The organism is Actinomyces ihuae, assembly GCF_001457875.1.
Taxonomy (GTDB): domain Bacteria; phylum Actinomycetota; class Actinomycetes; order Actinomycetales; family Actinomycetaceae; genus Pauljensenia; species Pauljensenia radingae_A.
In genome coordinates this window covers 355,813-377,386 of sequence record NZ_CZPX01000005.1, presented here as the reverse complement: position 1 = coordinate 377,386, position 21,574 = coordinate 355,813, and the positions used below count along the sequence as shown (strand labels likewise).

The window sequence follows — 21,574 nt, the reverse complement described above, 5'->3', positions numbered from 1 at the left end:
AGGTGGCGGGGATCACTGTCAAGGGGCAGTGTGAAAGCTGCAGCGCAGATCCGCACTCCAATTCAATAGAAACCCTGTAGGATCTCACGCCCTGTGGGTGTTAAGCTAACACCTAGCCATAGGCTGAGAACATCTACCCGAGTCCAGGAGGACACAAGTGGCGAAGGCCAAGTTCGAGCGCACCAAGCCGCACGTCAACATCGGTACCATCGGACACGTTGACCACGGCAAGACGACGCTGACAGCAGCAATTACCAAAGTTCTGCACGACAAGTACCCGGAACTGAACGAGTACACGCCGTTCGAGAACGTCGACAACGCTCCTGAAGAGCGCGATCGTGGCATCACGATTAACGTCTCCCACGTGGAGTACCAGACCGAGAAGCGTCACTACGCACACGTTGACGCCCCCGGTCACGCTGACTACATCAAGAACATGATCACCGGTGCAGCCCAGATGGACGGCGCAATTCTGGTGGTCGCAGCAACCGACGGCCCGATGGCTCAGACCCGCGAGCACGTTCTGCTTGCCCGTCAGGTCGGCGTCCCCACCATCCTTGTTGCTCTGAACAAGAGCGATGCCGTGGATGATGAGGAAATGCTGGAGCTCGTTGAGGAAGAATGCCGCGACCTGCTCAACTCTCAGGACTTCGATGGCGACAACGCCCCGATCATCCGCGTCTCGGCACTCAAGGCTCTTGAGGGCGACGAGAAGTGGACGAAGGCAATCGAAGAGCTCATGGATGCAGTGGACGAGTACGTCCCGACCCCTGAGCGCGATCTCGACAAGCCGTTCCTGATGCCGATCGAGGACGTCTTCACCATCACCGGCCGTGGCACCGTTGTGACCGGCCGTGTCGAGCGTGGCAAGCTGGCTCTGAACTCTGAAGTCGAGATCCTCGGCATCCGCCCGACCCAGAAGACCACCGTCACCGGTATCGAAATGTTCCACAAGTCCATGGATGAAGCATGGGCAGGCGAGAACTGCGGTCTGTTGCTGCGTGGCACGAAGCGCGAAGATGTCGAGCGCGGCCAGGTTGTGGCCGTCCCCGGCTCCATCACGCCTCACACGAACTTCAAGGGCCAGGTTTACATCCTGAAGAAGGACGAAGGCGGCCGTCACAAGCCGTTCTTCTCCAACTACCGTCCTCAGTTCTACTTCCGTACCACGGACGTCACCGGCGTCATCACGCTGCCCGAGGGCACCGAGATGGTTATGCCTGGCGACACCACAGAAATCACCGTTGAACTGATTCACCCGATCGCAATGGAGCCCGGCCTGGGCTTCGCTATCCGCGAGGGTGGCCACACCGTTGGTTCAGGTCGTGTGACCGAAATCGATAAGTGATTCGGTAGCTGGGTACAGTTGGCATTGAGCCGACTGTAACTGGCGCTGGCACTCGCGAGGTTCCCCGTTTGGGCCGTTTGAGTCGGTATTGACGAGGGCGCCTGGCGGTGAGCCGAATGAGCTGAGATGGGCTTGGTGGCATCGAAAGATGCTTCCAAGCCCATCTTTTTTGTGCTGCTGTATCTTCTTGCCGTTTCTGTCTTTTTGCGTGCTCTGTTTCGAAGCGCGCCCATTCCTTTGGCGCCCTCTGGCCTGAAGCGTGTTCTGCCTTTTGGTAGCGCCGCCCTTTTCTCGTGCTCTGTCTTTTGGCGGCTCCGGCTCCTAGCTGTAGTCCGTCTCTTAGCCTGCTCCGGCCTTTAGCGTTCTCCGCCCTTTTGTCGGCCCAGTGTGATTCGTGCTTCCCATTGTCTGATCGTGAGATCAATAGCCAAGGGGCGTGTATATGCTTTCTGTCGCTATTACGCGGCGATGGCGCTGTATGCTCCAACGAATTCGGGTCTGGCACCTTTTCGCGCTCCGAACTGTTCCGGCCCCATCTCTTCTTGCGTTCCGAACTGTTCCGGCCTGAGCCGTTCTACTTTGAACTGTTCCGCCTCGAGCTTTTTGCTCCTAGCTGTCTATCTGCCTGTTTCCCACCGGTTGTTTACCCAACTGTCGATCTCGGCAGCATTCCGTTTGAGTAAACGAAGGTGAATTGGCTGTGACCTGCACCGATGCAGTCGCGCCAAGGGATGTCCTTCCATAGGTGTCCTTGAGATCGACAGATGGGTAGAGGCGGGGAAAGGGCAGTGCTGGAAAGAAGTCTCTGCAGAGATTAGGAGTGAAGGCGCGGTGGCGCCGCAAGAACTCCTCCGATCGGCTACGCGAACAATCTTGTAGGTATGCCTATGTGCTAGACCTAACATCTATTGTTTGCGAATGCTTCTCGAAGGAGTTCCGAAAAAACTTCGAACACGGATACTCCGCAGATCTTTTCGTTAAGACTTCCCTCCCTCTACCCGAGTGTCGATTTGAAGGCTGAAAGTTCCGGTCCTGCTTCCCTAGCAGGCCCTTGACCAGCTGTGATGCGTGGAAGTCTCAGCGGAGAATCGTCGATTCGACCCTCAGATCGACAGTTGGGAACTGGGGGATAGGGCAAGTGAGGGACAGGACTAAGTGGGGAGGGCCCGAGGAAAGAGGGGATCGATCAAAAGAAGGGCCCGAGCGGAAGAAGGGGCTATGGGGGGTGAGGGGACCAAGTGGGGAACGGGCATGAGATGGAGATGGGAGCAAGTGAGCGCTGAGAATTGAACGGACGAGCACATTGTGGAAGGGCAGACTGCCGAGTGACAGGCTGTAGAGAGACAGGGTGAGGTGGAAGGATGGCACGCGGGCAGAGTGCGGATGGGCAGGCTGGGGTAGCTGAGGGGGTGCACCAGCGATAGTGATACTGACGACAATTCTTGGCAGCAGGGTGACAGAATGTGCCTCCGTGGGCCCGTAGCAAGGCATAAAAGCTGGATAGCAGGCTAGTTGTCAGGTGATTCACACCGGTTTTTGCCTGAGCGGACTTGAACCAACGAGGGGTTTTCTGTCAAACTAATCAGGTTGCCCCGCGAGGGTGGGGCTCATCCAGACCAAAATCTGGCCGGGCTTTATAGCCCGAGTTCTTTAGATAAGACAACGGTCCGTCCCTCACCCGAGGGAAACCGCGTACGAATGTGTCGCGAATTGCGACACGCCCGAATGCGGGGACCGGTGACGAAGCTGTACGAGAAGAGGTAGACGGCATGGCGGGACAGAAGATCCGCATCCGGCTTAAGTCCTATGACCACGAGGTCATCGACAGCTCCGCGCGCAAGATTGTGGAGACCGTGCAACGCGCGGGCGCCACGGTCGTGGGCCCGGTGCCACTGCCGACCGAAAAGAACGTGTTCGTCGTCATTCGGTCGCCCCACAAATACAAGGACAGCCGCGAGCACTTTGAGATGCGCACACACAAGCGGCTCATCGACATCATCGACCCGACTCCGAAGGCCGTCGACTCGCTTATGCGTCTTGACTTGCCTGCGGACGTCAATATTGAGATCAAGCTCTGAGGACATCTGCAATGACAACTGATACCAAGCAGAAGGCCAGCACGCCCATGACGGCGCTGTTGGGCCGCAAGCTCGGCATGACCCAGGTATGGGACGCCGAAGGGCGTCTTGTCCCGCTCACTGTCGTGCAGGTCGGCACCAACGTCGTCACACAGGTGCGTACCGAAGAGGTTGACGGTTACTCTGCGATTCAAATCGGTTACGGCAAGATTGACCCCCGCAAGGTGACAAAGCCTCTCGCGGGACACTTTGCCAAGGCAGGCGTGGAACCACGTCGCCACCTAGCCGAAGTTCGCACAACCGAGGCCGATAACTACGCAGCGGGGCAGGAACTCGACGCAACCGTGTTTGAAGCGGGACAGCATGTTGACGTTTCCGGAAACACCAAGGGCAAGGGATTTGCCGGTGTGATGAAGCGTCACGGCTTTGCAGGCGTGGGAGCCTCTCACGGCGCCCACCGCAATCACCGCAAGCCAGGCTCCATTGGTGCCTGTGCAACACCTGGTCGCATTTTTAAGGGGCAGCGCATGGCCGGCCGTATGGGCAATGCGCGCCGCACAATTCAGAATCTGACGATCCAGGCTGTGGACGCCGAAAAGGGCCTCCTGCTCATTAGCGGCGCAATCCCCGGCCCGAAGAACGGTATCGTCCTGGTTCGCACGTCCGTGAAGGGTGCGTGACATGACTGATAACCAAACCACGCGCACGATCGATGTGCTCGACCGTGAGGGCAAGAAGGTTGACACGATCGACCTGCCCGGTGAAATTTTCGACGTGCCGGCGAACATTCCGCTGATGCATCAAGTCGTCGTGGCGCAGCTTGCTGCGGCCCGACAGGGAACACACGCGACCAAGACCCGTGGCATGGTTTCCGGCGGCGGCAAGAAGCCGTACCGCCAGAAGGGAACCGGTAACGCTCGTCAGGGCTCCATCCGCGCACCGCAGTTCACCGGTGGCGGAGTGGTTCACGGACCTCAGCCGCGTAACTACGCACAACGCACCCCGAAGAAAATGAAGGTCGGCGCTCTGCGCTGCGCGCTGTCCGATCGCGCTCGTAACGATCGCATTCACGTTGTGACTTCATTGTTCGAGGGCGACAAGCCGTCCACCAAGACAGCTCTGAAAGCTCTGCGGACAATCGTTGCTGGCAACGACAACGTCCTGGTGGTCCTTGAACGCGGTGAAGATCTGACGGCACTGAGCCTGCGCAACCTGCAGGAAACTCACATTCTGTGGGTTGATCAGCTCAACACCTATGACGTCCTCGACAACGACGATGTCATCTTCACCAAGGGCGCCCTCGAGACTTTCCTCGGTACTAAGGAGGAGACCAAGTGAGCGCACTCGAATCCACCAAGAACCCGCGCGACATCATCTTGAAGCCTGTCGTGACTGAGAAGTCATCGATCCTGATGGATCAGGGCAAGTACACATTTGAAGTTGATCCTCGCGCCAACAAGACCGAGATCAAGATTGCTGTCGAGGCAATCTTTGGTGTCAAGGTTGCCTCTGTCGCGACCCAGAACCGTAAGGGTAAGGAATACCGGACCCGCAACGGAATCGGAAAGCGCAAGGACGTCAAGCGAGCAATCGTGACCGTTCGCGAAGGCACCATCGACATCTTCGGCGATCAGGCCTGAAGGCAGCCGGAGAGGTAGAGGAACATTATGGGAATCCGCAAATACAAGCCCACAACGCCGGGCCGTCGCGGCTCAAGTGTGTCGGACTTTGCTGAAATCACGCGTTCTACGCCAGAAAAGTCGCTGCTGCGTCCGCTGAGCAAGACCGGTGGTCGTAACGCGCACGGCCGCGTGACCTCGCGTCACCGCGGTGGTGGCCACAAGCGCGCCTACCGCGTGATCGACTTCCGTCGCCATGACAAGGACGGCATCCCCGCCGTTGTGGCTCACATCGAATACGATCCGAACCGCACCTCGCGCATCGCACTGCTGCACTACGAGGACGGAGCCAAGCGTTACATCCTGGCACCAGCCAACCTGTATCAGGGTGACCGCGTGGAAGCAGGCCCACAGGCTGATATCAAGCCAGGTAACTGCCTGCCGCTGCGTAACATCCCTCTCGGTACCGTCGTGCACGCAGTTGAGCTGCAGCCCGGTGGCGGCGCGCAAATCGCGCGTTCCGCTGGGGCGTCTGTGCAGCTCGTTGCCAAAGAAGGCCGCTTCGCGCAACTGCGTATGCCTTCCGGTGAAATCCGCAACGTTGACGCTGCATGCCGTGCAACTGTTGGCGAGGTCGGCAACTCCGATCACTCCAACATCAATTGGGGTAAAGCAGGCCGTATGCGTTGGAAGGGCAAGCGCCCCCACGTTCGCGGTGTTGTGATGAACCCGGTCGACCACCCGCATGGTGGTGGTGAGGGCCGTACCTCTGGTGGTCGCCATCCGGTGTCACCGTGGGGCAAGCCCGAGGGCCGTACCCGTCGTCCGAACAAGGCCAGCGACAAGCTTATCGTGCGCCGTCGCCGGACCGGCAAGAAGCGCTGATAAGGAGCTGAAAATATGCCGCGTAGTTTGAAGAAGGGCCCCTTCGTCGACGACCACCTGCTCAAGAAAGTCGACAAGGCCAACGAAACCAATTCAAAAGCCGTCATCAAGACATGGTCACGCCGCTCAGTGATCACCCCAGACTTCCTGGGCCTCACATTTGCGGTGCATGACGGCCGCAAGCACGTCCCGGTGTTCGTCACCGAGGCGATGGTGGGTCACAAGCTGGGAGAATTCGCTCCCACTCGTACCTTCCGAGGCCATGACAAGGACGATCGCAAAGGACGTCGGCGCTGAGCCGGCCCTAGGGAAGAAAAGGCAGGATTTCATGGAAGCCAAGGCGCAGGCGCGTTACGTTCGCGTCACGCCCCAGAAGGCACGCCGCGTGGTGAACGAAGTTCGCAACAAGCGTGTCCTGGAGGCAGCCGACATTCTGCGGTTCGCTCCGCAGGCCGTCGCAACCGATGTCCAGAAGGTGCTTCACAGCGCTGTCGCCAACTCCAAATTCAAGGCTGAGCTGGCAGGGGAGGCTTTTGACGAAGCCGACCTGCTGGTCCTCGAAGCCTTTGTGGACGAAGGCCCGACTATGAAGCGTTTCCGCCCCCGCGCACAAGGACGCGCCGGACGGATCCTCAAGCGCACCAGCCACATCACCATTGTGGTGGGTACCAAGGACGATAAGCAGAAGGGAGACCAGTAATGGGGCAGAAGGTTAACCCAACCGGGTTCCGTCTGGGAATCACCACCGATCACCGGTCCCGCTGGTTCTCCGACTCAACCACCAAAGGCCAGAGCTACGCAGATTACGTAGCCGAAGACGTTGCTATTCGTCGCGCTTTGTCTGAAAGCCTTGAGCGCGCCGGCATTTCGAAAGTTGACATCGAGCGCACCCGCGACCGCGTGCGCGTCGACCTGCATACCGCGCGTCCCGGCATTGTGATCGGACGTCGTGGCGTCGAGGCAGATCGCCTGCGTCAATCTCTCGAGAAGCTGACTGGCAAGCAGGTCCAGCTCAACATCCTCGAGGTTCGCAACCCCGATCTGGACGCACAGCTGGTTGCTCAGGGCATCGCCGAGCAACTCGCAGCACGTGTCTCGTTCCGTCGCGCCATGCGTAAGGGCATCCAGTCCGCACAGCGTGCAGGCGCCAAGGGCATTCGTGTCCAGGTGTCCGGCCGTCTGGGTGGAGCCGAAATGTCTCGCTCCGAGTTCTACCGTGAAGGCCGTGTGCCGTTGCACACCCTGCGCGCGAACATCGACTACGGCTTTTTTGAAGCTCGTACCACCTTTGGTCGCATTGGCGTCAAGGTGTGGATCTACAAGGGCGACATGACCGAGCGCGAATTTGCTCGCCAGCAGGCTGAGCAGCAGAACCGCGGCGGACGCCGCGGTGATCGTCGCGGACCCCGTCGCGGCGGCCGTGGAGGCCAGGGACGCGGTGGACGTCAGCGCAACCAGGAACGCGCAAGCGAAAACACGCAGCCAGAAAAGGCTCAGACTGAGCCCCAGGCCGAACAGCCGGCTGCCGATCAAGGAACGGAGGCCTGAGTCTTATGCTCATTCCCCGTCGGACCAAGTTCCGCAAGCAGCATCGTCCACACCGCACTGGTGTGGCTAAAGGCGGCACCGAGCTGGCCTTCGGCGACTACGGCATCCAGGCTCTTGAAGGCGCCTATGTCACGAACCGTCAAATCGAGGCAGCTCGTATCGCGGTGACCCGTCACGTGAAGCGTGGCGGCAAGGTGTGGATCAACATCTTCCCTGACCGCCCGCTGACCAAGAAGCCCGCAGAAACCCGTATGGGTTCCGGTAAAGGCGCTCCTGAATGGTGGGTCGCCCCCGTCAAGCCGGGCCGCATTATGTTCGAACTGGGCGGCGTTTCCGAGGAGCTCGCTCGCGAAGCTCTGAGCCGTGCCCAGCACAAACTTCCAATGAAGACCCGATTTGTGGTCCGAGAGGGTGGTGAACTCTGATGGCCGACAAAGGTCTGACGACCGCCGACCTGGATGCAATGGACGCAGCACAGCTGTCCAAGGAGCTCGAGAAGGCTAAGGCTGAACTGTTCAACCTGCGCTTTTCCCAAGCCGTCGGTTCCCTCGAGGACCATGGACGCATGAAGGTAGTTCGTCGCAACATTGCCCGGATCTACACCATTAGCCGTGAGCGGGAGCTCGGCTTCCGCACAGCCCCCACTACGAAGGAGTGAGTCGCATGTCCGAGACCACTAATGAGGCTGTCGCACGTAATTTCCGTAAGGTTCGTCGTGGCTACGTGACCAGCGACAAGATGGATAAAACCGTCGTCGTTGAGCTCGAAGACCGCATGAAGCACGCACTTTACGGCAAAGTCATGCGTAAGAGGAAAAAGGTTAAGGCCCACGACGAGAACAACGAGTGCCACGTCGGTGACCTCGTTCGCATCATGGAGACCCGCCCGCTGTCAGCCACCAAGCGCTGGCGCGTCGCGGAGATCATCGAAAAGGCGAAGTAATTCGTCCTCATAGACCATCATCCGTTCGGTCAGGCTCTAGTGGCGCAACCGCGCTGCGATGAGAACCGGCACGACGACAGGAGTCACACACAATGATCCAGCAGGAGTCGCGACTGAAAGTCGCTGATAACACAGGTGCAAAGGAGATCCTGACCATCCGTGTTCTCGGCGGTTCGGGTCGACGCTACGCCGGAATTGGCGACACGATTGTCGCCACCGTCAAAGACGCTATCCCAGGCGGCAACGTCAAGAAGGGCGAAGTCGTTAAGGCGGTCGTCGTACGTACGCGTAAGGAAACGCGTCGTTCCGACGGTTCCTACATTCGATTCGATGAAAACGCCGCAGTGATTCTCAACAGCAATGGGGAGCCACGCGGGACGCGTATTTTCGGACCTGTCGGCAGGGAACTGCGCGACAGGAAGTTCATGCGCATCATTTCACTTGCCCCGGAGGTGCTCTGATGGCAGCGAAGATTCGTAAAGGCGACCTCGTCGAGGTTGTCCGTGGACGCACGTCAGACGAGGCCAAGCTCGCCAAGCGCAACGAGCGCCGCGAAGCTGAGGGCCTTGAACCCCTCAAGCCAGGTGACAAGGGCCGCCAGGGTCGCGTCATCAAGGTGTTCCCGAAGGAACAGAAGGTCCTGGTCGAGGGTGTCAACCTGAAGACACGTCATGTGCGCCAGGGACAGTCCCAGAACTCAAGTGGCGGCATTGAAACAGTGGAAGCACCGATTTCACTGTCCAAGGTCGCTCTGGTTGATCCCGACACAAAGCAGCGCGTTCGCGTGGGCTTCAGGGAAGACCAGGTTGAGCGTGACGGTCGTACCCGCACCGTGCGTGTTCGCGTGACCCGTGGTCGCGTGGCAGCAGGTATCGAGCAGGGCAAGGAGATCTGATCATGGCCCCGCGTCTGAAAGAAAAGTACAACTCAGAGATTCGTCAAGCGCTGCGTGACGAGTTCAAGCACAGCAACGTCATGGAGGTGGGCGGTCTCACCAAGATCGTCGTCAACATGGGCGTTGGTGAAGCCGCTCGTGACTCGAAGGCACTTGAAGGAGCACTGCGCGACTTGACGGCAATCACCGGCCAGAAGCCTGTGACAACCAAGGCCAAGAAGTCCATCGCACAGTTCAAACTGCGTGAAGGCCAGCCCATCGGCGCACACGTCACCTTGCGTGGCGATCGCATGTGGGAGTTCCTTGACCGTCTTCTGTCGACCGCTCTGCCCCGTATCCGCGACTTCCGCGGACTGTCATCGAAGCAATTTGACGGCAACGGCAATTACACCTTCGGTCTGTCGGAACAGTCCATGTTCCACGAGATCGATCAGGACAGCATCGACCGCGTGCGCGGCATGGACATCACAATCGTGACCTCAGCCCGCACCGATGAGGAGGGCCGTACACTGCTACGTCACCTCGGCTTCCCCTTTAAGGAGGACTGACCATGGCTAAGACGTCTCTCAAGATCAAAGCCGCGCGCGCCCCGAAGTTCGGTGTCCGTGGCTACACCCGGTGCAGCCGGTGCGGACGCCCGCGCTCGGTCTACCGCAAGTTCGGACTGTGTCGAGTCTGCCTGCGTGAGCTTGCCCTTCGTGGCGAACTCCCAGGCGTGACAAAGAGCAGCTGGTAAGCACTACGTCGTAGGTCCCGGGGACCCCGGTGGAAACCGCGACGAGGAAGGGGAATTAGTCCCCATGACAATGACTGATCCCATCGCAGACATGCTGACGCGTCTGCGTAACGCAAACTCGGCTCAGCACGAGTCGGTCTCCATGCCGTACTCCAAGCTGAAGGCCGCCATTGCGAACATCCTGGTGGAAGAGGGCTATATTGCCTCGACCTCCGTCGAGGATGCTCGCGTTGGCAAAACACTGATCCTCAATCTCAAGTACGGCTCCAAGCGTGAGCGTGCAATTGAAGGTCTGCAACGCGTGTCCAAGCCAGGCCTGCGCGTTTATGCGAAGTCGACGAACTTGCCGAAGGTCCGCGGCGGACTGGGTGTGGCTATTCTGTCCACATCTTCCGGTCTGCTGACCGACCGTCAGGCATCCGACAAGGGTGTAGGTGGGGAAGTCCTCGCCTACGTCTGGTGAGAGGGGGGAACCGACAATGTCACGAATCGGTAAGAGCCCAATCGCAATCCCGTCGGGAGTTGACGTCGACATCAAGAGCGCCACAGTCACGGTGAAAGGCCCCAAGGGCGAGCTGAGCCATGAGCTTCCTCATCTGATCTCAGCACGCGTCGAGGACGGCCAGATCATCGTCGAGCGTGCGGATGACGGCCGCGAAGCCCGTTCACTGCACGGACTGAGCCGTTCACTGATCAACAACATGGTTGTGGGCGTGACCCAGGGCTTCAGCAAACAGCTCGAGATCACCGGCACCGGTTACCGCGTAGTCGCCAAGGGCAAGGACTTGGAATTCTCGCTGGGATTCTCCCACACCGTTCCGTTCAAGGCCCCTGAAGGCATTGACTTCACGGTTGACTCACAAACGAAGTTCACGGTCTCAGGCATCGACAAGCAACTCGTCGGTGAAACTGCAGCGCGGATTCGTAAGATCAAGAAGCCTGAACCGTACAAGGGCAAGGGTATTCACTACGTGGGTGAAACGATCCGCCGCAAGGTCGGAAAGGCTGGTAAGTGATGGGCTACTCCGTCAAAGGCAAAGGCAAAGTTGTTGCGCGTAAGCGTCGCCATCAGCGTCTTCGCAAGAAGATCAGCGGCACTGCCGAGTGCCCGCGCTTGGTCGTGACCCGTTCGAACCGTCACATGGTCGCACAGGTCATCGACGATACGGTTGGCAACACCCTCGTGTCCGCTTCCACGATGGAAGACGAATTTGCTTCGGCAGAAGGCTCGAAGGTGGACAAGGCTCACCGTGTAGGCGAACTGATCGCAGAGCGCGCCAAAGCTGCTGGCATCTCCGCAGTGGTCTTCGACCGCGCAGGATACAAGTATCACGGCCGCGTCGCGGCTGTCGCAGAGGCCGCCCGTGAGGGCGGATTGAACCTCTGAAAGCGACTGAGGGAAAGAGAGATCAACTGATGGCTGCAGCGCAGCGAAGCAGAAACGGTCAGGAATCCTCCGGGCGCAACGAACGTGACAGCGAGCGTCGCGATCGCCGCCAGGGGCGTAACACTGACCGTCGCGACAACCGTCGCAACGAAGACAAGAACCAATACATCGAGCGTGTCGTCACGATCAACCGCGTTTCCAAGGTGGTCAAGGGTGGACGTCGCTTCAGCTTCACCGCTCTGGTAGTGGTGGGCGATGGCGAAGGCACCGTCGGCGTCGGCTACGGAAAGGCCAAGGAAGTTCCCCAGGCTATTTCCAAGGGCGTTGAAGAAGCTAAGAAGTCCTTCTTCCACGTGCCCATGATCCGCCGCACGATCACTCACCTGGTCCAGGGCGAAGATGCAGCCGGAATCGTGCTGCTGCGTCCCGCTACACCAGGTACCGGTGTTATTGCCGGCGGCCCTGTGCGCGCCGTCCTCGAGGCAGCTGGCGTACAGGACGTGCTGACCAAGTCGCTCGGATCCGACAATGCACTTAACATCGTCCGAGCAACGGTGGCAGCTCTGAAGCAGCTGGAAACACCTGAAGCAGTGGCCGCACGTCGTGGACTTCCGGTGGAGCGTGTTGCTCCGTCCGGCATGTTGCGCGCACAGGCAGAAGGCGAAGCGGAAAAGAAAGCTCAGGCCGAGCAGAAGGAAGCCGCCAAAGCCTCCGCAGGGGTGAGTGAATAATGGCAAAACTCAAGATCACGCAGGTTCGATCAACGATCGGCGCCAAGCAGAACATGAAAGAGACCATGCGTACCCTTGGGCTGCGCAAGATCCGCCAAAGCGTTGTGCGTGAGGATTCCGAGTCAGTTCGCGGAATGATCAACACAGTGCGACACCTGATTACAGTGGAGGAGGCTGACTGATCATGGCGAAATCAACGTCGAACAAGACGACTGAGGAAGCCCCCGCAGGCATCCTCAAGCTGCACGACCTGCGTCCCGCCAGGGGAGCCAATAAGGCCAAGATCCGTGTGGGTCGTGGTGAAGGCTCCAAGGGTAAAACCGCCGGCCGCGGCACGAAGGGCACCAAGGCCCGCCGTTCCGTCCCAGTTGGCTTCGAGGGCGGCGCCAAGCCGATTCACGTGCGTCTTCCTCAGCTGCGCGGATTCAAGAATCCGTTCCGCGTGGAATACCAGGTGGTTAACGTCGGCAAGCTGCAGGAACTGTTCCCCGAGGGCGGCTCCGTTTCATCGGAAGACCTGGCTCAAAAGGGAGCTGTTCGTGACGGACACCCGGTCAAGGTCCTCGGAGGCGGAGAAGTGACCAGCGCATTCACCCTGGATGTGGATGCATGCTCACAATCGGCTCAGGACAAGATCACGCAGGCTGGTGGCACCGTCACGGTGCGATAAGTCTGAAACACGGTGGGGGTGGTTTGTTAGCCAAACCACCCCCATAGTGTCGCAGGTCGATCACATGGGCGCAGATGGCGCGTCATCGGGTCGCCCTCGGCAATGAACTAACGAAAAACCGCGGTGTAGCCAATCCAATTGACGTGAGACGTGCTAACTCGGGTAGGCTAGGCACGGTGAGTAAAGTTGTGATTGCGTCAAGCTGTCACACCATCAACCTAGGAAGAGGAAGCCGTGTTAAGTGCCTTCACACAGGCGTTCCGCACTCCTGACCTGCGTCGGAAGTTGCTGTTCTCCTTGATGATCATGGCGGTATTCCGCCTCGGAGCATTTATCCCGACCCCAGGCGTCAACACTGTCAACGTGCAGAAGTGCCTGGCAACTCAGGAAGAAGGATCCCTGCTCGGGCTCGTCGACCTGTTCTCAGGCGGCGCGTTGCTCCAGCTGTCGATCTTCGCGCTCGGCATCATGCCGTACATTACGGCGTCGATCATCGTCCAGCTTCTGCGAGTTGTCATTCCTCGGTTCGATGACCTGCACAAGGAAGGTCAGACGGGTCAGGCCAAGCTCACGCAATACACGCGGTACGGCACAATCTTCCTCGGCGTACTGCAGTCGACCACCATGGTGTACATGGCGCGCTCGGGCAACATGTTCCCCGGCTGCCAGCACGACATCATAGCTGACCGGTCCATCCCCATGTACCTCGTGATGATCGTTACTATGACCGCGGGTACCGCCGTCATCATGTGGCTGGGTGAATTGATCACTGAGCGTGGCATCGGCAATGGCATGTCACTGCTGATCTTCACGTCGATCACCGCTCGTATGCCTGCTCAGTTGTTCTCGATCGGACAAGGTGGCGGCTGGGGCAAAGTTGCCGCAATTGTCGGCATGATTCTCGTAGTCGCACTTGCCATTGTCTACATCGAGCAATCACAGCGCCGAATCCCCGTTCAGTACGCCAAGCGCATGATCGGCCGCCGCATGTACGGCGGTTCCTCGACATACATCCCGCTGAAGATCAATATGTCGGGCGTTATCCCCGTCATCTTCGCGTCATCGATCCTGGCTATGCCGGTGATGATGGCGAACTTTGGCTCACCAGAATCGACGTGGGTGCAGTGGGTGCGTTCAAACTTCAACCACCAGTCATGGCTCTACCTCGTGCTGTACGCCCTGATGATCCTCGGCTTCGCATTCTTCTACACTTCCATCACCTTCAACCCGGACGAGGTTGCCGACAACATGAAACGCTACGGCGGTTTCATCGTGGGGTACCGTGCTGGACGCCCGACCGCTGAATTCCTGCGTTACGTCATGAACCGCATTACCACGGCGGGTGCGTTCTACCTGATGATTGTCGCCCTTGTACCGTCGCTGATGATGATCCCACTCGGTCTGCAGAATGGACAGATGCCGTTCGGTGGTACCACGCTGCTGATTATGGTCGGCGTCGGCCTGCAGACCGTGAAAGAAATCAACACTCAGCTCGAACAACATCATTACGAGGGATTCCTTCGATGACAGCTATTATCCTGCTCGGTCCTCCTGGAGCGGGCAAAGGAACTCAAGCAAGCATAATTGCATGCAAACTCGGCATCCCGGCCATTTCAACAGGGGAAATTTTCCGCGCCAACATTGCCGAACAGACGGAACTCGGCATCCTCGCACAGTCCTACATGGATCGCGGCGAACTTGTTCCCGACTCGGTCATCAACCCGATGGTGCATGCTCGCCTGAAGGCGCCTGATGCCGCTGAGGGCTTCCTGCTCGATGGCTATCCGCGCACTGTTGAGCAGGCACATGCTTTGCGTGACACGCTCGCTGACCTGGGAACCGAACTTGACGTGGTGATCGAGCTTCAGGCGGATGAAGATCAGGTTGTGCACCGCATGCTCAAGCGCGCAACCGAACAGCACCGCTCAGACGACACTGAGCCGGTTATCCGTCATCGCCTGGCGGTTTACCATACGCAAACTGAGCCGGTCGCCACGTACTATGTCGATCAGGATCTGCTCGAAGCAGTCGATGCGAACGGGTCGGTCGAAGAAGTCAGCGAACGCATTTTTGCCATTCTCGATTCACTGAACGGTGCCGGCTCCGGGAGCGGTGCTGACTCAGCGGACGGTGCCGGCGCGGATGAGGTGACGGGCGGCCAGGCCACCCTCGACGATCCTCGTGATCCGTGGTTCGAAGCCCACCAAAACGGTGAAGGAGAGTGCTGCGGGGCGGAAGAATTCCCCGAAGATGACCCAGCCGAGGCTTCGGAGCCTGCCAGCTCCAGCTCGTCTGACCAGGGCGGCGCTGCTGCCTCGGCAAATGCGGATGCTTCGGTCTCAGAAGGTCGCTGAGGACGATGGGTCACGCGCGTATTGAGCTGAAAACCAGGGATCAGATTCTGCAGATGCGTCGCGCAGGTTTGATCGTGGCGGATATCCACGCAGCACTGCGCCGCGCGGCTCAACCAGGCGTCACATTGACGGAACTGGACCGCATCAGTGCCGAAGTGATTTCCCAGGCGGGAGCGACCTCGAATTTCCTGAACTACTTCGGATACCCGGCGACGGTCTGTATCAGCATCAATGACACTGTTGTGCACGGCATTCCGAATGATGATGTCCTGCGCAACGGCGACATCGTCTCCTTCGACTGCGGAGCCTACGTGACGCACCACGGCCGCGGCTGGCACGGTGATGCCGCGTTCTCCATGATTGTGGGCGATGAACAGGCCGCATCTCAGCGCCGGCGTGAACTCAACGAAGTGACGCGCGCTGCTATGTGGCGTGCGATCGCAGCGTTGGCTTCTGCTCGCCGCGTCAGCGCGGTGGGACAAGCTGTTGAAGACACCTGCGAGGATTACCGGGACACGTTCGGGTGGGAAGCACAGATCGTTGAAGAATTCGGCGGACACGGCATCGGAACGGCGATGCATCAACCGCCCGACGTGTTGAACTACCGTGCGACCGGGATCAGCCCGCGTCTGAAGCCAGGTATGGTGCTGGCGATCGAACCCATCCTCGTGTCGGGCAACCCTGCGACGCGCACCGAAGCTGACGGGTGGACCGTGCACACGCTGGATCACAGCGATGCCGCGCACTGGGAGCACTCCGTTGCCATCATGGAGGAGGGCATTTCAGTCCTGACTGCGCCAGACGGTGGGGTAGAGGGCCTGGCTCATTACGGAGTAACCCCCATTTCACTGGACTGATACACGCAGCCTGCGTATTTCTGATTGCTGTGTGATCGGCGCTCCAGGCGTCGCCCTCGTCAATATGGAAGGCAACTCGAGACCGGCGCGTGAGGGATATCCCACTGAATGGGCTTCACCGGCGTTGCATCCTCCTCTAGAATGGACAGTCGGGCTGACTTTCTTGCCGATTGGCGAGGGGAACGCCCGCCACGGTTTCGGCCGTGAGCCCTACTGACAAACGTAGAGGATAGACGGAGGACATGGCGAAGAAAGACGGAGTTATTGAGGTCGAAGGCACCGTTATTGAGGCGTTGCCGAACGCGATGTTTCGTGTTGAGCTCACCAACGGTCACGAAGTTCTGGGATACATCTCAGGAAAGATGCGTCAGCACTACATTCGTATCCTGCCTGAAGACCGCGTAGTCGTCGAGCTCAGCCCGTATGACCTTGAAAAGGGTCGAATCGTCTACCGATACAAGTAAACCGACACAACAAGCGTCGCCTGGCGACGTGGAGGTGCACCATGAAGGTCAAGCCTAGTGTCAAGAAGATCTGTGACAAGTGCAAGGTGATTCGTCGCCACGGCAACGTCATGGTTATTTGCGACAACCCCAGGCACAAGCAGCGTCAAGGATGAAAGCCGTAGCTGCTCAGTGGCAGTGAGCCACTGGCGGGCGATTTGCCCACAGCACACCGTCGACCGCGCAAGCGGGACCCCTGGTTCGGAGGCCGGGGCTGATTGATGGATCAGAGACGGGGTGACGACCTCCGAAAACCATGTGGAGAAAAGTCATGGCACGTATTGCCGGCGTTGACCTCCCCCGTGAAAAGCGGATGGAGATTGCGCTTACTTACATTTACGGTGTGGGACGCACCCGCGCCAAGGAAACACTTGAAGCAACCGGGGTCAGCCCCGACCTTCGCGTACGCGACGCCAGTGAAGAAGATATGGTCAAGCTGCGCGACTACATCGAGGCCAACTTTAAGGTCGAAGGCGACTTGCGTCGTGAGGTCCAAGCCGATATCCGCCGCAAGATCGAGATCGGATGCTACCAGGGCATGCGCCACCGTTTTGGCCTGCCTGTTCATGGTCAGCGGACGAAGACAAATGCGCGTACCCGTAAAGGACCCAAGCGCACCGTGGCTGGCAAGAAGAAAGCCACCAAGTAACTCATAGAGCTGGGTGATGAAACCTGGCCCCTCGACTTCAAAAGGAAAATCAATGGCTGTCAAGTCTACTCGCTCATCTTCGGCGCGTAAGCCGCGTCGTAAAGAGCGCAAGAACGTCACGCACGGCAAGGCGTTCATCAAGTCGACGTTCAATAACACGATCGTCTCCATCACCGATCCCACCGGCGCTGTCCTGTCATGGTCATCGTCCGGTCAGGTCGGTTTCAAGGGCTCACGTAAGTCCACCCCGTTCGCCGCTCAGCTTGCCGCTGAGGCTGCAGCACGTCGCGCGCAGGAACAGGGCATGAAGAAGGTTGACGTTTTCGTCAAGGGCCCGGGCTCCGGCCGCGAAACGGCGATTCGTTCGCTGCAGGCCGCTGGTCTTGAGGTTGGATCCATTCAGGATGTCACTCCGCAGGCTCACAACGGTGCACGTCCCCCGAAACGTCGCCGCGTCTGAAAGACCCGTGTGAGGGACGAGGGCGACCCGTCCGCGTCCCACGTCACGATGTTCCCACACAAGTGGGAACCATCTGCACCCTGTTTTTTCCGTCACTGTTCGCGTGACGGGACCACAAATCCGACATCATATAGCGGTTGTCGGAAAGAAAGGACCAAGACGTGCTCATTGCAGAACGCCCCATCCTCTCAGAGGAGAAGGTGAGCGATTACCGCTCCCGTTTCACTCTTGAGCCACTCGAGCCTGGGTTTGGATACACACTGGGTAACTCCCTGCGCCGTACATTGCTGTCGTCCATTCCGGGCGCAGCGGTCACCTCGATCCGCATTGACGGTGTGCCACACGAATTCCACACGGTGGAAGGCGTGAAGGAAGACGTCGCTGAGATCATCCTGAACATCAAAGACATCGTTCTGTCCTCTGAAGAGGATGAGCCTGTCGTGATGTACCTGCGCAAGGCTGGCCCCGGTGAGGTCGTCGCAGGGGATATCACTCCTCCTGCAGGCGTGGAAATCCACAACCCTGACCTTCATCTGGCAACGCTCAATGAGAAGGGCAAGCTCGAGATTGAACTGACGGTTGAGCGTGGCCGTGGCTACGTTTCCGCTGCTCAGAACAAGGATCCGCAAGCTGAGATCTCCCGCATCCCGATCGATTCGATCTACTCGCCGGTGCTCAAAGTGACATACAAGGTGGAGGCCACCCGTGTCGAGCAACGCACCGACTTTGATCGTCTGATCATCGATGTGGAAACCAAGCCAGCTATCAGTCCGCGCGATGCTCTCGCGTCAGCCGGAAGCACCCTGGTGGAGCTCTTCGGCCTCATGCGTGAACTGAACGAGGAAGCAGAAGGCATCGAAGTGGGCCCATCGACTACCGATGAGACCCTTGCGCAAGACCTGGCCTTGCCGATCGAAAGCCTGAACCTGCAGTCCCGTTCGTACAACGCGCTGCGTCGACGCGGCATCCTCACCGTGGGTGAACTCGTTGCCCACTCTGAGGCTGACCTGCTGGATATCCGCAACTTCGGAACCAAGTCCATCGAGGAGATCAAGGAAGCCTTGGCATCCTTGGGTATGACCCTCAAGGATGCAGTCATGCCTGAACGCGCCGGCGGAGAAGACGCCGGAAACGTTCAGTTCAGTGACGACCAGTCTTTCTGATCGAATCCACTTTGCGTCCGTGCCGCCTCCAGCGGCCGTCATCGATGGACGAGGACGCCCAAACAAACTGTGTAGGAGAAACTCATGCCCACCCCTAAGAAGGGCCCACGTTTGGGTGGCAGCCCAGCGCACCAGAAGCTGCTGTTGGCTAACCTTGCTGCTCAACTGATCGAACACCGTGCGATCACCACGACCGAGGCCAAGGCCCGCGCGCTGCAGCCGTACGTTGAAAAGCTGGTCACTAAGGCAAAGCGCGGCGACATTCACGCTCGCCGTACGGTTGCCCGCAAGATCCCGAACAAGGATGTCCTGTACATGCTGTTCGACGAGGTCGTTCCGGCCATGGATCCAGAGCGCAACGGTGGCTACACCCGCATCACCAAGCTGGGGCCGCGCCGCGGCGACAATGCTCCGATGGCTCGTATTGAGCTTGTCATGGAGAAAGTCGAGAAGAAGGCTGTCGTTGCCGACGCTGAGCGTACCGCTTCGAAGGCTGCTGCAAAGTCCGGTAAGGATTCCAAGGCGACCGGCAAGGCTGACGAAAAGGCCGAGACCGAAGCTGAAGCAGCAGAAACAGCCGAGCCGGCTGCTGACGAAGCCGCTTCACAGGAGTCAGCTGACGACAAAGCTGAAACCGAAGCTGAGGAAGCTGCCAAGTAGTCATGCACCGTCGTGACCTGCTGATCTGACTGGCACTGCGCTGATTGAGCGGTGACCAGTCCAGCGGATGGCTGATCGGAAGCTGGGTAAACCCCGTGTGGGTTTACCCAGCTTCCGTGTATTCGCGCGGTTGGTGTGCCGGCCGTGTCGGATGCTCTTTAGGTGGAGCCCGTGTGCACTCGCCCCTCGTTCCCCAACTGTCGATCTCACTGGGGCCGCGCAGCACGAACCCGACCCGAAATTGCTGTGACCAGCACGGATGTGTTGCAGGCCAGTCGGTGACCCCGCAGAGTTCACGCGAGTTCGACAGTTGGGGACATGCAGGGGAGGGGTAGAGCCGCGGATGGGTCGCCCTCGTCAATGAACAGGAAGCTGGCGTGGGGCGGACAGCTCGTTGGAAACCCGAGGTGAGAGCAAGCCATTATGCTAAGAACATGTCTGAAGAGATGACCCTCGCTGTCGACTGCGGCGGGGGCGGAATCAAAGCCTCAGTGCTCGACTCGCGCGGAACGCTGACCGCATCGCCGGTGCGCACGCCCACGCCCTACCCGCTCCCTCCCGAACTGCTCGTCAAGACCACACAGGACCTTGCCGCGCAACTGCCTGCCGCCACGCGCGTCACGATGGGAATGCCTGGCATGCTGCGCCACGGAGTGGTCATCACGACTCCGCACTACATCACGCGTGACGGCCCGCGATCACGGATCCTGCCTGAACTGGTCGAGCAATGGGCCAACTTCGACATGGGACGGGCACTTGAAGCTGCTCTGGGCATGCCGACACTGGTGCTCAACGACGCTGAAGTGGCCGGCGCAGGTGTCATCACGGGCACGGGCCTCGAAATGATCGTGACCCTGGGGACCGGGCTGGGAAACGCGGTTTTCGATTCAGGTGTGCTCGCGCCGCACGTGGAAGTATCGCAGGGATTTGTGCGATGGGGACTGACCTATGACGACTACATTGGCGAGCATGAACGCCTCCGGCTGGGAGACGCGCACTGGTCTCGACGAGTGCGCCGAGTGATCGACGGCCTGCGCCCGATGTACGTGTGGGATCGCCTGTACCTGGGTGGTGGAAACTCGAAACGCGTCACGGCGATGAACCGGGCCAAACTCGGTGACGACGTGGTGATCGTTCCCAATGACGCCGGCATCATCGGCGGTGTTCGCGCATGGACACTGTGAGGGCGCGGCTTGACCTGGCATACGACGGCACCTTCTTCCACGGCTGGGCCGCACAGCCCGGACTACGCACCGTGGAAGGTGAACTGGTTCGAGCCCTGTCGCTGATCGCCCGCCAGGAAGTGGCGGTGACTGTGGCGGGACGCACCGATGCGGGAGTGCACGCAGATCATCAGGTGGCTCACGTCGACCTGCCGGCGCAGGTGTGGGACAGCCTTCCGGGAAGGTCCTCGCGCACACCCGAAGATGCGCTGGTTGACCGTCTGGCCTCTCTGCTTACCCGCGCGCACGGTGATTTCATGAAGGCGCACGGGCTGGTGTCGCCGAGAGGGTACTGCGACGTTGCGCTTCTGAGTTCTCATCGCGTGCCGGAAACCTTCGATGCGCGTTTCAGCGCTGTGGGGCGTCACTATGTGTACCGGCTGCTTGACCAGCGCGCGGGCAGTGACCCCTTTTCCGGGCGACGCATCTGGACGGTTCCTGCACGCCAGACGCTTAATTTGGAAGCCATGGCTGAAGCTGCTTCCAGCGTCATCGGTGAGCATGATTTTCTGTCCTTTTGCAAGCCGCGTGAGGGCGCGACCACGATCCGTACGCTCCGCCAGCTGGACGTCGTGGCGGCGGGGGAAACGTCGCCGATCCTGGTGCGCGTCCATGCTGACGCTTTTTGCCACTCAATGGTGCGATCCCTGGTGGGAGCACTGATTGACGTGGGGACAGGCCGCCGCTCGCCGGCGTGGATGAGACATCTGCTGGATGCGCGTTCGCGTGAGGCAGCCGCTCCGCTGGCTCCGGCGCATGGCTTGACTTTGGCGCACGTGGACTATCCGCCTGCCGATCAGTGGGCACAGCGCGCGCAACAGACCCGCGCGGTCCGCTCTTTGGGCTGCTGCTAGGTGGACTGTTTT

At 59.4% G+C, this 21,574-nt stretch carries 32 protein-coding genes and 1 pseudogene; all 33 read left to right on the top strand.

Annotation, left to right across the window (positions count from 1 at the left end; all coding sequences use genetic code 11):
* Positions 1–157 precede the first annotated feature (157 nt).
* A complete protein-coding gene (gene tuf / locus BN3002_RS06390) occupies positions 158–1,348 on the top strand; it encodes an elongation factor Tu (protein ID WP_058237169.1) in 1,191 nt (396 codons plus the stop codon).
* A 1,769-nt stretch (positions 1,349–3,117) separates the two neighbouring features.
* Complete coding sequence (rpsJ, locus tag BN3002_RS06380; RefSeq protein WP_058237857.1) at positions 3,118–3,426, top strand: 30S ribosomal protein S10; 309 nt, start codon at positions 3,118–3,120, stop codon at positions 3,424–3,426.
* Positions 3,427–3,437: 11 nt separating this feature from the next.
* The gene (rplC, locus tag BN3002_RS06375; RefSeq protein WP_058237167.1) at positions 3,438–4,106 is read left to right on the top strand and encodes a 50S ribosomal protein L3; all 669 of its coding nucleotides are present in this window, start codon (positions 3,438–3,440) and stop codon (positions 4,104–4,106) included.
* A gap of 1 nt (position 4,107) precedes the next feature.
* On the top strand, positions 4,108–4,764 hold the full coding sequence (gene rplD, locus BN3002_RS06370) for a 50S ribosomal protein L4 (protein WP_058237856.1): 657 nt from the start codon (positions 4,108–4,110) through the stop codon (positions 4,762–4,764).
* Positions 4,761–5,066: a 50S ribosomal protein L23 gene (gene rplW, locus BN3002_RS06365; RefSeq protein ID WP_058237166.1), complete on the top strand. Its 306-nt coding sequence runs from the start codon at positions 4,761–4,763 to the stop codon at positions 5,064–5,066. The genes rplD and rplW overlap by 4 nt, the downstream gene beginning before the upstream one ends.
* Positions 5,067–5,093: 27 nt before the next feature.
* Positions 5,094–5,930 carry a 50S ribosomal protein L2 gene (rplB, locus tag BN3002_RS06360; protein ID WP_058237165.1) on the top strand — a complete coding sequence of 279 codons (837 nt, stop codon included), beginning with the start codon at positions 5,094–5,096 and terminating at the stop codon, positions 5,928–5,930.
* Positions 5,931–5,945: 15 nt separating this feature from the next.
* On the top strand, positions 5,946–6,227 hold the full coding sequence (gene rpsS, locus BN3002_RS06355) for a 30S ribosomal protein S19 (RefSeq protein ID WP_058237164.1): 282 nt from the start codon (positions 5,946–5,948) through the stop codon (positions 6,225–6,227).
* 31 nt (positions 6,228–6,258) lie between these two features.
* Positions 6,259–6,630, top strand: a complete 372-nt coding sequence (gene rplV / locus BN3002_RS06350) for a 50S ribosomal protein L22 (RefSeq protein WP_058237163.1) — start codon at positions 6,259–6,261, stop codon at positions 6,628–6,630.
* Complete coding sequence (gene rpsC / locus BN3002_RS06345) at positions 6,630–7,478, top strand: 30S ribosomal protein S3 (protein WP_058237162.1); 849 nt, start codon at positions 6,630–6,632, stop codon at positions 7,476–7,478. The genes rplV and rpsC overlap by 1 nt, the downstream gene beginning before the upstream one ends.
* Before the next feature lie 5 nt (positions 7,479–7,483).
* Positions 7,484–7,903, top strand: a complete 420-nt coding sequence (gene rplP / locus BN3002_RS06340; RefSeq protein ID WP_058237161.1) for a 50S ribosomal protein L16 — start codon at positions 7,484–7,486, stop codon at positions 7,901–7,903.
* A complete protein-coding gene (rpmC, locus tag BN3002_RS06335) occupies positions 7,903–8,136 on the top strand; it encodes a 50S ribosomal protein L29 (protein ID WP_058237160.1) in 234 nt (77 codons plus the stop codon). The genes rplP and rpmC overlap by 1 nt, the downstream gene beginning before the upstream one ends.
* 5 nt (positions 8,137–8,141) lie before the next feature.
* Positions 8,142–8,420: a 30S ribosomal protein S17 gene (rpsQ, locus tag BN3002_RS06330; protein WP_058237159.1), complete on the top strand. Its 279-nt coding sequence runs from the start codon at positions 8,142–8,144 to the stop codon at positions 8,418–8,420.
* Positions 8,421–8,512: 92 nt separating this feature from the next.
* Positions 8,513–8,881 carry a 50S ribosomal protein L14 gene (gene rplN, locus BN3002_RS06325; protein WP_058237158.1) on the top strand — a complete coding sequence of 123 codons (369 nt, stop codon included), beginning with the start codon at positions 8,513–8,515 and terminating at the stop codon, positions 8,879–8,881.
* Positions 8,881–9,315 (top strand): 50S ribosomal protein L24, encoded by a 435-nt coding sequence (gene rplX, locus BN3002_RS06320; RefSeq protein ID WP_058237157.1) that lies wholly within the window; start codon positions 8,881–8,883, stop codon positions 9,313–9,315. Before rplN ends, rplX begins: the two co-directional genes overlap by 1 nt.
* 2 nt (positions 9,316–9,317) lie before the next feature.
* Positions 9,318–9,863 carry a 50S ribosomal protein L5 gene (rplE, locus tag BN3002_RS06315; RefSeq protein WP_058237156.1) on the top strand — a complete coding sequence of 182 codons (546 nt, stop codon included), beginning with the start codon at positions 9,318–9,320 and terminating at the stop codon, positions 9,861–9,863.
* A gap of 2 nt (positions 9,864–9,865) precedes the next feature.
* Complete coding sequence (locus tag BN3002_RS06310) at positions 9,866–10,051, top strand: type Z 30S ribosomal protein S14 (protein ID WP_058237155.1); 186 nt, start codon at positions 9,866–9,868, stop codon at positions 10,049–10,051.
* 64 nt (positions 10,052–10,115) lie between these two features.
* Entirely contained in the window at positions 10,116–10,514 is a 399-nt protein-coding gene (rpsH, locus tag BN3002_RS06305) for a 30S ribosomal protein S8 (RefSeq protein WP_058237154.1), read from the top strand.
* A gap of 16 nt (positions 10,515–10,530) precedes the next feature.
* The gene (rplF, locus tag BN3002_RS06300) at positions 10,531–11,067 is read left to right on the top strand and encodes a 50S ribosomal protein L6 (RefSeq protein WP_058237153.1); all 537 of its coding nucleotides are present in this window, start codon (positions 10,531–10,533) and stop codon (positions 11,065–11,067) included.
* Positions 11,067–11,438, top strand: coding sequence for a 50S ribosomal protein L18 (gene rplR, locus BN3002_RS06295; RefSeq protein ID WP_058237152.1), 372 nt, complete (start codon positions 11,067–11,069; stop codon positions 11,436–11,438). The genes rplF and rplR overlap by 1 nt, the downstream gene beginning before the upstream one ends.
* Before the next feature lie 29 nt (positions 11,439–11,467).
* The gene (gene rpsE, locus BN3002_RS06290) at positions 11,468–12,169 is read left to right on the top strand and encodes a 30S ribosomal protein S5 (protein WP_058237151.1); all 702 of its coding nucleotides are present in this window, start codon (positions 11,468–11,470) and stop codon (positions 12,167–12,169) included.
* Positions 12,169–12,351, top strand: a complete 183-nt coding sequence (rpmD, locus tag BN3002_RS06285) for a 50S ribosomal protein L30 (protein ID WP_058237150.1) — start codon at positions 12,169–12,171, stop codon at positions 12,349–12,351. The genes rpsE and rpmD overlap by 1 nt, the downstream gene beginning before the upstream one ends.
* A gap of 2 nt (positions 12,352–12,353) precedes the next feature.
* Positions 12,354–12,839, top strand: a complete 486-nt coding sequence (gene rplO / locus BN3002_RS06280) for a 50S ribosomal protein L15 (RefSeq protein ID WP_058237149.1) — start codon at positions 12,354–12,356, stop codon at positions 12,837–12,839.
* 234 nt (positions 12,840–13,073) lie between these two features.
* Positions 13,074–14,366, top strand: coding sequence for a preprotein translocase subunit SecY (secY, locus tag BN3002_RS06275; protein ID WP_058237148.1), 1,293 nt, complete (start codon positions 13,074–13,076; stop codon positions 14,364–14,366).
* A pseudogene (locus tag BN3002_RS06270) lies at positions 14,363–14,929 on the top strand (adenylate kinase); the annotation flags it as partial. The gene secY and the pseudogene BN3002_RS06270, both read left to right, overlap by 4 nt.
* A 269-nt stretch (positions 14,930–15,198) precedes the next feature.
* Positions 15,199–16,050 (top strand): type I methionyl aminopeptidase, encoded by an 852-nt coding sequence (map, locus tag BN3002_RS06265; RefSeq protein WP_058237147.1) that lies wholly within the window; start codon positions 15,199–15,201, stop codon positions 16,048–16,050.
* Between the two features lie 242 nt (positions 16,051–16,292).
* Positions 16,293–16,514 carry a translation initiation factor IF-1 gene (infA, locus tag BN3002_RS06260; RefSeq protein ID WP_058237146.1) on the top strand — a complete coding sequence of 74 codons (222 nt, stop codon included), beginning with the start codon at positions 16,293–16,295 and terminating at the stop codon, positions 16,512–16,514.
* A gap of 41 nt (positions 16,515–16,555) precedes the next feature.
* On the top strand, positions 16,556–16,669 hold the full coding sequence (rpmJ, locus tag BN3002_RS06255; RefSeq protein ID WP_003790577.1) for a 50S ribosomal protein L36: 114 nt from the start codon (positions 16,556–16,558) through the stop codon (positions 16,667–16,669).
* A gap of 155 nt (positions 16,670–16,824) precedes the next feature.
* Complete coding sequence (gene rpsM, locus BN3002_RS06250) at positions 16,825–17,202, top strand: 30S ribosomal protein S13 (RefSeq protein WP_058237145.1); 378 nt, start codon at positions 16,825–16,827, stop codon at positions 17,200–17,202.
* Positions 17,203–17,254: 52 nt separating this feature from the next.
* On the top strand, positions 17,255–17,662 hold the full coding sequence (gene rpsK / locus BN3002_RS06245; protein ID WP_058237144.1) for a 30S ribosomal protein S11: 408 nt from the start codon (positions 17,255–17,257) through the stop codon (positions 17,660–17,662).
* A gap of 161 nt (positions 17,663–17,823) precedes the next feature.
* A complete protein-coding gene (locus tag BN3002_RS06240; protein ID WP_058237143.1) occupies positions 17,824–18,825 on the top strand; it encodes a DNA-directed RNA polymerase subunit alpha in 1,002 nt (333 codons plus the stop codon).
* Positions 18,826–18,909: 84 nt separating this feature from the next.
* Positions 18,910–19,485, top strand: a complete 576-nt coding sequence (rplQ, locus tag BN3002_RS06235; protein WP_058237142.1) for a 50S ribosomal protein L17 — start codon at positions 18,910–18,912, stop codon at positions 19,483–19,485.
* A 434-nt stretch (positions 19,486–19,919) separates the two neighbouring features.
* Entirely contained in the window at positions 19,920–20,669 is a 750-nt protein-coding gene (locus tag BN3002_RS06230; protein WP_058237141.1) for an ROK family protein, read from the top strand.
* Entirely contained in the window at positions 20,657–21,562 is a 906-nt protein-coding gene (truA, locus tag BN3002_RS06225; protein ID WP_058237140.1) for a tRNA pseudouridine(38-40) synthase TruA, read from the top strand. Before BN3002_RS06230 ends, truA begins: the two co-directional genes overlap by 13 nt.
* Positions 21,563–21,574: the final 12 nt, after the last annotated feature.

What these genes read in the sequence shown, in the direction of transcription:
- rpsJ (WP_058237857.1), top strand. Translation starts at nt 3,118, where the DNA reads ATGGCGGGACAGAAGATCCGCATCCGGCTTAAGTCCTATGACCACGAG.
- rplC (WP_058237167.1), top strand. Translation starts at nt 3,438, where the DNA reads ATGACAACTGATACCAAGCAGAAGGCCAGCACGCCCATGACGGCGCTG.
- rplD (WP_058237856.1), top strand. Translation starts at nt 4,108, where the DNA reads ATGACTGATAACCAAACCACGCGCACGATCGATGTGCTCGACCGTGAG.
- rplB (WP_058237165.1), top strand. Translation starts at nt 5,094, where the DNA reads ATGGGAATCCGCAAATACAAGCCCACAACGCCGGGCCGTCGCGGCTCA.
- rpsS (WP_058237164.1), top strand. Translation starts at nt 5,946, where the DNA reads ATGCCGCGTAGTTTGAAGAAGGGCCCCTTCGTCGACGACCACCTGCTC.
- rplV (WP_058237163.1), top strand. Translation starts at nt 6,259, where the DNA reads ATGGAAGCCAAGGCGCAGGCGCGTTACGTTCGCGTCACGCCCCAGAAG.
- rpsC (WP_058237162.1), top strand. Translation starts at nt 6,630, where the DNA reads ATGGGGCAGAAGGTTAACCCAACCGGGTTCCGTCTGGGAATCACCACC.
- rplP (WP_058237161.1), top strand. Translation starts at nt 7,484, where the DNA reads ATGCTCATTCCCCGTCGGACCAAGTTCCGCAAGCAGCATCGTCCACAC.
- rpmC (WP_058237160.1), top strand. Translation starts at nt 7,903, where the DNA reads ATGGCCGACAAAGGTCTGACGACCGCCGACCTGGATGCAATGGACGCA.
- rpsQ (WP_058237159.1), top strand. Translation starts at nt 8,142, where the DNA reads ATGTCCGAGACCACTAATGAGGCTGTCGCACGTAATTTCCGTAAGGTT.
- rplN (WP_058237158.1), top strand. Translation starts at nt 8,513, where the DNA reads ATGATCCAGCAGGAGTCGCGACTGAAAGTCGCTGATAACACAGGTGCA.
- rplX (WP_058237157.1), top strand. Translation starts at nt 8,881, where the DNA reads ATGGCAGCGAAGATTCGTAAAGGCGACCTCGTCGAGGTTGTCCGTGGA.
- rplE (WP_058237156.1), top strand. Translation starts at nt 9,318, where the DNA reads ATGGCCCCGCGTCTGAAAGAAAAGTACAACTCAGAGATTCGTCAAGCG.
- BN3002_RS06310 (WP_058237155.1), top strand. Translation starts at nt 9,866, where the DNA reads ATGGCTAAGACGTCTCTCAAGATCAAAGCCGCGCGCGCCCCGAAGTTC.
- rpsH (WP_058237154.1), top strand. Translation starts at nt 10,116, where the DNA reads ATGACAATGACTGATCCCATCGCAGACATGCTGACGCGTCTGCGTAAC.
- rplF (WP_058237153.1), top strand. Translation starts at nt 10,531, where the DNA reads ATGTCACGAATCGGTAAGAGCCCAATCGCAATCCCGTCGGGAGTTGAC.
- rplR (WP_058237152.1), top strand. Translation starts at nt 11,067, where the DNA reads ATGGGCTACTCCGTCAAAGGCAAAGGCAAAGTTGTTGCGCGTAAGCGT.
- rpsE (WP_058237151.1), top strand. Translation starts at nt 11,468, where the DNA reads ATGGCTGCAGCGCAGCGAAGCAGAAACGGTCAGGAATCCTCCGGGCGC.
- rpmD (WP_058237150.1), top strand. Translation starts at nt 12,169, where the DNA reads ATGGCAAAACTCAAGATCACGCAGGTTCGATCAACGATCGGCGCCAAG.
- rplO (WP_058237149.1), top strand. Translation starts at nt 12,354, where the DNA reads ATGGCGAAATCAACGTCGAACAAGACGACTGAGGAAGCCCCCGCAGGC.
- map (WP_058237147.1), top strand. Translation starts at nt 15,199, where the DNA reads ATGGGTCACGCGCGTATTGAGCTGAAAACCAGGGATCAGATTCTGCAG.
- infA (WP_058237146.1), top strand. Translation starts at nt 16,293, where the DNA reads ATGGCGAAGAAAGACGGAGTTATTGAGGTCGAAGGCACCGTTATTGAG.
- rpmJ (WP_003790577.1), top strand. Translation starts at nt 16,556, where the DNA reads ATGAAGGTCAAGCCTAGTGTCAAGAAGATCTGTGACAAGTGCAAGGTG.
- rpsM (WP_058237145.1), top strand. Translation starts at nt 16,825, where the DNA reads ATGGCACGTATTGCCGGCGTTGACCTCCCCCGTGAAAAGCGGATGGAG.
- rpsK (WP_058237144.1), top strand. Translation starts at nt 17,255, where the DNA reads ATGGCTGTCAAGTCTACTCGCTCATCTTCGGCGCGTAAGCCGCGTCGT.
- rplQ (WP_058237142.1), top strand. Translation starts at nt 18,910, where the DNA reads ATGCCCACCCCTAAGAAGGGCCCACGTTTGGGTGGCAGCCCAGCGCAC.
- BN3002_RS06230 (WP_058237141.1), top strand. Translation starts at nt 19,920, where the DNA reads ATGTCTGAAGAGATGACCCTCGCTGTCGACTGCGGCGGGGGCGGAATC.
- truA (WP_058237140.1), top strand. Translation starts at nt 20,657, where the DNA reads ATGGACACTGTGAGGGCGCGGCTTGACCTGGCATACGACGGCACCTTC.